Genomic DNA, 833 nt, shown 5'->3' with positions numbered 1-833 from the left:
AACACACCAACACGACATTGATGTCACGCAAAGCGACGAAACGTTACCGGGAAAGGCTCAATCCCGGGCCACCCGCGGTTTCCGGGGAGGTCAAGATCGGCCTTCTCGCTCCGTTGACGGGCGGGAACGCCGAAGCCGGCCGCGATGCCCAACGGGGAGCGGAACTCGCCAGCCGGCTCATCAACACCGGAGAAAGCCGCTCCGGATACTCCACCGGTCGAATCTGGGGACCGTCAGGTCACGCCCGACTGTCGATTGTGACGTTAGACACCAAAGACGACCGGCAAGCCGCGGCGGACGGTACGGTGACCCTGGCGGGCGGTGACGGCGTGGCCGGCATCGTCGGCGCCTTAGGCGCCGACGATGCCCTGGACGCCAGCCAGCGGGCCGAACGGCTGCAGACCCCGTTCGTCAGCGGCGACGCCCCCCTGACGGCACTCACCGAGCGCGGGCTGAGCTGGTACTTCCGGGCCGGGCCCGACGCCGCGGACTACGGCGGCGCCTTCCTGTCCCTGCTGCGCAACGCCGAACAGCCTGATCAACAGCGTCGACGGGTGGCCGTGCTGTACGGCAACGACGCGACCGGCACCGACCTGAACTCGATCATCGCCGAGTACGGCGAGGAGGCCGGTTACCAGATCGTGGCCAACGCGCCGTACGAGCCGGGCGACGCCGATCCCTCGGCCGCGGTGGCGGCGATCCGCGCCGCCGCACCCGACGTCGTCCTCATGACGACGACTCCCGGCGCGGGGGCGGGTCTCGGAAAGGCGTTCCAGGCCAGCGGGTACACGCCGCCCGCCGTCGTCGTCTACGGCGCGCCCGCGGAGGCCGCC

At 70.2% G+C, this 833-nt stretch carries 1 protein-coding gene; it reads left to right on the top strand.

Annotated features, from left to right (window positions below):
- Window positions 1–20: 20 nt before the first annotated feature.
- On the top strand, window positions 21–833 hold an 813-nt coding region (locus tag G6R25_RS24310), incomplete at its 3' end, for an ABC transporter substrate-binding protein (RefSeq protein ID WP_163554688.1).

It is taken from the genome of Candidatus Frankia alpina (genome assembly GCF_902806485.1).
In the GTDB taxonomy this organism is placed as follows: Bacteria; Actinomycetota; Actinomycetes; order Frankiales; family Frankiaceae; genus Frankia; species Frankia alpina.
Note: the sequence above shows the minus strand (reverse complement) of the source record. Positions and strands in the feature narration are given on the sequence as shown.